Here is a 6491-nt window from a genome sequence, read left to right as displayed (position 1 = left end):
CCGGACATCTTCATAATGTAGGGCCACCCTCCGGGGTGGCCCTACATTGTTTTCCATGCCGATCTGATTCGCCGTACCGTGGCTCGACCCGGCTCAGTTCCGGGTCTGCACCGTGCCCCGGATGTCGCGCAGCAGTGCCGCGGAATCGTCGGCGGTACGGCCAGGGAACATCGCCATCGCGACGCTGCCGTGGTCGGCCCAACCGCATACGGCGAGATCGCCCTCCGGGCTGCTGCTCGTTCCACACTTCATGACGCCACCGAGCGAACCGGCATCCACCTTCCGGAGTCCACCGATCGCCCCCTCGCCCTCGGCGACCAGGTCGAAGAGCCGGTCCAGATCGCGTTCCGGCTGCCAGACCAGTGCCGTACCGCCGAACAGCAGGACACTGCGCTCGGGGGCGGCCGGATCGGCGTACACGGCGCCGATGCTCTCCTCGGCGTTGATGTCTGCGGTGAACCCCGTACGGAGATAGTCGGCGGTGGTCCTGGCCCGTTCGCTGGTGTCCAGCCTCAGGCCGGCGACCTCGGACGGCGTCGTCAGGCTGGCGTCCTTCTCCTGGGCGATGCGCCAGCCGACGCTGCCCAGGCCGGCCGCCCCGACCAGCGCTACCGCCAGGACCGAGCCGAGCACGATCTTCCGGCGTCGGGACGGGCCACCGGAGGGCCCCGGAGCATCCGGGCCGGGCGCCGGCGTGATGTCGGTCGCCTCGATCTCCGGTGCCGTCGGCTGGGACAGTACGACCGGCTCGGAGGTGATTTCGATAGCACCGGATTCGACCGGAGTACGCCGATCGGAAGGGTGGGCATCGGACATAGCCGCCACCGTACGCGAGCCGGGAGGTGGCGCACGACGGACCTCGCGGGGTGGCTCGTAGACTTTGTGGGTGACCGAGACTCTGGATGCCAACCGCGCCCCGGCCCCGACCCTTTCCGCCCAGTACCAGCCGGGCGAGGTAGAGAGTCGGCGGTACGAGGAGTGGGTAGCCGCCGGACGTTTCCGGGCCTCGGCCGACAGCGACAAGCCGCCGTTCACCATCGTCATCCCCCCGCCGAACGTGACCGGCTCGCTGCACATGGGCCACGCGTTCGAGCACACCCTGATGGACGCGCTCACCCGCCGCCGCCGGATGCAGGGCTACGAGGCGCTCTGGCTGCCCGGGATGGACCACGCCGGCATCGCCACCCAGAACCTGGTCGAGCGCCAGCTCGCCGGCGAGGGCCTGTCCCGGCACGACCTGGGCCGGGAGAAGTTCGTCGAGCGGGTCTGGCAGTGGAAGGCCGAGTCGGGCGGCAAGATCCTCGGCCAGATGCGCCGGCTCGGCGACTCGGTGGACTGGGACCGCGAGCGCTTCACCATGGACGAGGGGCTGTCCCGGGCCGTACAGACGATCTTCAAGAAGCTGTACGACGACGGCCTGATCTACCGGGCGGAACGCATCATCAACTGGTGCCCCCGCTGCCTGACGGCGCTGTCGGACATCGAGGTGGAGCACACCGACGACGACGGTGAGCTGGTCTCGATCCGGTACAGCGACGAGGTGGTGGTGGCCACCACCCGGGCCGAGACGATGCTCGGTGACACCGCGGTGGCGGTGCACCCCGACGACGAGCGGTACAAGCACCTGATCGGGACCCTTGTCGAGCTGCCACTCACCGGGCGGCGTATCCCGATCGTCGGTGACGAGCACGTCGACCCGACCTTCGGGACCGGAATGGTCAAGGTGACCCCCGCGCACGACCCGAACGACTTCGAGATCGGGCAGCGGCACGACCTGCCGTCGCTGACGATCATGGACGAGCGGGGCGTCATCACCGCGCCCGGCCCGTTCGAGGGTCTGGATCGGTTCGAGGCCCGGCCCGCGATCGTGGCCGCGCTGCGCGAGCAGGGCCGGATCGTGGCGGAGAAGCGGCCGTACGTGCACGCCGTCGGGCACTGCTCGCGGTGCCGTACGACCGTCGAGCCGAGGCTGTCGTTGCAGTGGTTCGTCAACACCGGCCCGCTGGCCCGGGCGGCCGGCGACGCGGTCCGGGACGGCCGGGTGAAGATCGAGCCCGCCGACATGGCTAAGCGCTACTTCGCCTGGGTCGACAACATGCACGACTGGTGCATCTCCCGCCAGCTCTGGTGGGGGCACCGGATCCCGGTCTGGTACGGCCCGGACGGCGAGGTCCGCTGCGTCGGCCCCGGCGAGGAGCCGCCGACCGGCGAGGGCTGGCACCAGGACGTCGACGTCCTCGACACCTGGTTCTCCAGCGCGCTGTGGCCGTTCTCCACGCTCGGCTGGCCGGAGCGGACGGCCGACCTCGCGAAGTTCTATCCGACCAGCGTGCTGGTGACCGGCTACGACATTCTGTTCTTCTGGGTCGCCCGGATGATGATGTTCGGCCTGTACGCGATGGACGGCCAGCAGCCGTTCGACGTGATCGCGCTGCACGGCATGGTCCGCGACCAGTACGGCAAGAAGATGTCCAAGTCGTTCGGCAACGTGGTGGACCCGCTGGACTGGATCGAGCGCTACGGTGCCGACGCCACCCGGTTCACCCTGGCCCGGGGCGCGAACCCCGGACAGGACGTACCGGTCAGCGACGAGTGGTGCCAGGGCTCGCGAAACTTCTGCAACAAGCTCTGGAACGCCACCCGGTTCGCCCTGATGAACGGCGCGCACGTCTCGGGGGACCTTCCCGAACCGTCCCGGCTGTCGACCGTTGACCGGTGGATTCTGTCCCGGCTGCAACGGGTGACCGCAGAGGTCGACGAGCAGTTCGAGACGTACGAGTTCGCCAAGGTCTGCGACACGCTGTACCACTTCGCCTGGGACGACGTCTGCGACTGGTACGTGGAACTGGCCAAGCCGGTGCTGGCCGCCGGCGGCGAGCCGGCCGACGTCACCCGACGGGTGCTCGGACACGTGCTCGACCAGCTGCTGCGACTGTTGCATCCGGTGGTGCCGTTCGTGACCGACGAACTGTGGGTCGCGTTGGCCGGCGCGGAGGCGGCGGGGGCCGGGCCGGAGGGTGGATCCGTGATGACCGCCGCCTGGCCGGTCACCGTGCCCGCCCTGCACGACGAGCGGGCCGAGCGCGAGGTCACCGAGTTGCAGCGGGTGGTCACCGAGATCCGGCGGTTCCGGTCCGATCAGGGGCTGCGTCCGGCGCAACGGGTGGCCGCCCGCCTCGAGGGGCTGGCCGAGGCCGGCATCGCCGCGCACGAGTCCCTGATCCGCTCGCTGGTCCGGCTGGACGAGGCGGCGCCGGACTTCCGGGCCAGCGCCACGCTGGCGGTCTCCGGCGCGGTGACCGTGGCACTGGACACCCGTGGCTCGATCGACGTCGCCGCCGAGCGGGCCCGGCTGGAGAAGGACCGGGCCGCGGCGGAGAAGGAGATCACCCAGGCCCGGGCGAAGCTGGGCAACCCGGCGTTCGTCGACAAGGCCCCGGCGCCCGTGGTCGACAAGATCAGGGACCGGCTGGCCGCCGCGGAGGCGGACCTGGAGCGGATCGGCAGCGCCCTGGCGGCGCTGGGGTGATGATGGCCGGTGGTGTCGTGGTGGGCGAGTCGGAAGTCGGTCGGGGAATGTGCGCGGTGAGGCAGACGGGTGGGGAACGCGGTGAGTGAACGTGCCGAGCGGGAGGCCGAGTTCGCCCGGGTCGAGGCGGAGCTTGCCGGACGGGGATTCACCCGGATGGTCTTCGACCTCGGGCGGATCGAGGAACTGCTCGACCTGCTCGGCAGTCCACAGCGTGCCTATCCGGCGATCCACCTGACCGGCACCAACGGCAAGACCTCGACCGCCCGGATGATCGACTCGCTGCTCCGGGCGTTCGGACTGCACACCGGCCGGTACACGAGCCCGCACCTGGAGACCGTCCGGGAGCGGATCAGCCTGGACGGCGAGCCGGTCAGCCAGGAACGGTTCAGCTCGGTCTACCGCGAGGTGGCACCGCTGGCCCGGCTGATCGACGAACGTTCCGACGAGCCACTGACGTACTTCGACATGACGACGGCGCTCGCCTTCGCGACCTTCGCCGACGCCCCGGTCGACGTGGCAGTGATCGAGGTGGGGCTCGGCGGGGCCGAGGACTCCACCAACGTGTTGAGTGCCGGCATCTGCGTGCTCACCCCGATCGGGCTCGACCACACCGAGTGGCTCGGGGACACCATCGGGGACATCGCGTTGGCCAAGTCGGGCATCATCCACAAGGGCGCCACCGTGATCTCGGCGACGCAGCCGGAGGAGGCCACCGCGCCGATCCTGGAACGGTGCGCCGAGGTCGGTGCCACCATCGCCCGGGAGGGCGGCGAGTTCGGCGTACTCGGTCGGGCCGTCGCGGTCGGCGGGCAGGTGCTGTCCCTACAGGGCCTCGGCGGGGTCTACGACAACGTCTTCATCCCGCTGCACGGGGCACACCAGGCGCAGAACGCCGCGCTGGCCCTCGCCGCCGTCGAAGCGTTCCTCGGCGCCGGTGCGTCCCGGCAACTCGACGTCGAGGCGGTCCGCGAGGGCTTCGCGGTGGCCGACTCGCCGGGCCGGCTGGAACGGGTCCGATCGGCGCCGACGATCCTGCTGGACGGCGCACACAACCCGCACGGCATGGCGGCGACCGTGAGCGCCCTCCAGGAGGAGTTCGCGTTCAGCCGGCTGGTCGCACTGGTCGGCGTGCTGGATGACAAGGACGCGGCGGGCCTGCTCGAACTCCTGGAGCCGGTCGCCGATGCCGTGGTCGTCACCCAGAACACCTCGCCCCGGGCGATGCCGGTCGCGCAACTCGCCGAGCTCGCGATCGAGATCTTCGGGCCGGACCGGGTCGAGGCGGCCCCGGATCTGCCCGATGCGATCGAGGCGGCGGTGGCGCTGGCCGAGTCCGACGTCCCGGGTGAGCTGAGCGGGGTGGGTGTGCTGGTCACCGGCTCGGTGGTCACCGTCGCCGACGCTCGCCGGCTGCTGAAGCGATGAGCGGTCCGGGCGAGTCGAGCAGCCCCGTCGGCGCGACCGGTCCGGTCGGCTCCGACGGCGGCGGCCGGCCGTCCGGGCTACGCGATCCGAGCCGGGCCGTACGGGGCCTGGGCGCCATGACGCTCAGCGTCGAGACACTCGTCCTGCTGCTCGCGATCCAACCGATCCGACTCCTCGGCGGAGACCTGGGAGGTACGGCGATCGGCGTGGTCGTCGGGCTCGCCGTACTCGCCGTCGTACTGGCCGGAAGTCTGCGCAGGTCCTGGGCCTGGCACGCCGGAACGGTGCTTCAGGCTCTGTTGATGCTGGCCGGCCTCCTGCACTGGTCACTCGGTGCGCTGGGCATCCTCTTCGGGTGCCTCTGGCTCTACGTGCTGCACGTCCGCCAGGCCATCCTCGGCTGATCCGGCCGGTGGTGGGTCAGCCGGTGGCGCGGCCTCGCCACTGGGTCAGCGCGATGCCGTGCCCGTCCGGGTCCCGGAACGCGGCGGCCCAGAGTTCGAGTTTCGCCCCCCGGTTGACCGCGCGCGGGGCGTAGGTGAACTTCACACCCTTGGCGAGCAGCTCCTCGTAGACGGCGTTGACGTCGTTCACCTCCAGGTTGAGGTGAACCAGCCGGCGGTTGATCGGTGCGACTTCTCGGATCGCCCGGAGTACGAGCCGGGTCGCGCCGGAGGCGAGGATCGCGTTCCCCTCGCCGCCGTCGATCTCGAAGAAGCCGAGCAGGTCCCGGTAGAACGCGATCGACCGGTCGAGATCGGCGACCAGCAGCGTGATCCCGACCCCGGCGATCGGCCCGGACCCGCCGACCCGGGCCGATGGCTGGGTGGCGATCAGGTCGGCGAGGATCGCCTCGTCGTCGGGGGAGACCGGAGCATCGTCGAGCGGGTCCGCCGGGTTTGGCCGGCCGGTACCGGTCCCGGGATCGTCCAGCGGGATGTCGATCTCGTCCCGGTGCTGGTCGGCGGTCCGACCGGAGCCCGGAGCGGTCGTCCACTGGTCCGGATCCGGATCCGACGAGGCCGTACCGGTGGTAGGTATTCCGCCGGCCGGCGCCCCGGCGGTCGGGTCCCCGGCGGTCCGGGCGCTCGACCGTGGGGCGTCGTCGGTGCCAGCCCCGGGCACCGGCGGTCCGTCCGGGTGACCCGGTCGGGACCCGCGCGGTGCGTCCGAGGACGGTGGTACGTCCGAGGGTGGCAGGTCCGCGTCCGGGGCGTCGGAGCCGGGGTTGCCGGAGACCGGGGCGTCCGGGGCCGGTGCGTCGGTCACGGTCGCGCCGAACGGCTCGTCGGTGGCCCTTCCGGCCGGGGTGGGACTCGGTCGTCGGGTCCGGCCGCCCGGTCCGGGCCCCGGACGGGACCGGCGCGGCAGCGGTGCGGTCGAGGGTGTGTCGACCAGCGTTCCCTCCAGCACGATCGTTCCGCCGGGAGTCTGCCGCATCACCACGGGATCCTCGCGGGACGGCCCCAGGTCGTCCCGGAGCGTCTCCAGGTCGTCGCGGAGCGCGTCCAGGTCCTCGGCCAGGTCCTCGTTG

At 71.2% G+C, this 6491-nt stretch carries 5 protein-coding genes; 3 read left to right on the top strand and 2 right to left on the bottom strand.

Translation table 11 applies throughout. The annotated features are described in order from the left end of the window. Positions 1 to 93 precede the first annotated feature (93 nt). A complete protein-coding gene (locus tag H4W31_RS42350; protein WP_192771734.1) occupies positions 94 to 816 on the bottom strand; it encodes a hypothetical protein in 723 nt (240 codons plus the stop codon). Positions 817 to 886: 70 nt separating this feature from the next. On the opposite strand from H4W31_RS42350, the gene H4W31_RS42345 reads away from it, so the two are divergent. The 3 genes from H4W31_RS42345 to H4W31_RS42335 all read left to right on the top strand — a co-directional run bounded on the left by H4W31_RS42345 (position 887) and on the right by H4W31_RS42335 (position 5361). Then, positions 887 to 3529 carry a valine--tRNA ligase gene (locus H4W31_RS42345; RefSeq protein ID WP_192771733.1) on the top strand — a complete coding sequence of 881 codons (2643 nt, stop codon included), beginning with the start codon at positions 887 to 889 and terminating at the stop codon, positions 3527 to 3529. A gap of 156 nt (positions 3530 to 3685) precedes the next feature. Next, positions 3686 to 4957: a bifunctional folylpolyglutamate synthase/dihydrofolate synthase gene (locus H4W31_RS42340; RefSeq protein WP_192772819.1), complete on the top strand. Its 1272-nt coding sequence runs from the start codon at positions 3686 to 3688 to the stop codon at positions 4955 to 4957. Continuing rightward, positions 4954 to 5361 carry a DUF4233 domain-containing protein gene (locus tag H4W31_RS42335; RefSeq protein WP_192771732.1) on the top strand — a complete coding sequence of 136 codons (408 nt, stop codon included), beginning with the start codon at positions 4954 to 4956 and terminating at the stop codon, positions 5359 to 5361. Before H4W31_RS42340 ends, H4W31_RS42335 begins: the two co-directional genes overlap by 4 nt. Before the next feature lie 16 nt (positions 5362 to 5377). On the opposite strand, the gene H4W31_RS45065 is transcribed toward H4W31_RS42335, so the two are convergent. After that, entirely contained in the window at positions 5378 to 6397 is a 1020-nt protein-coding gene (locus tag H4W31_RS45065; RefSeq protein ID WP_450091435.1) for a VOC family protein, read from the bottom strand. Between the last annotated feature and the right edge of the window lie 94 nt (positions 6398 to 6491).

Source organism: Plantactinospora soyae (assembly GCF_014874095.1).
Taxonomy (GTDB): Bacteria; Actinomycetota; Actinomycetes; order Mycobacteriales; family Micromonosporaceae; genus Plantactinospora; species Plantactinospora soyae.
This window is presented reverse-complemented; position numbering and strand designations above follow the sequence as displayed.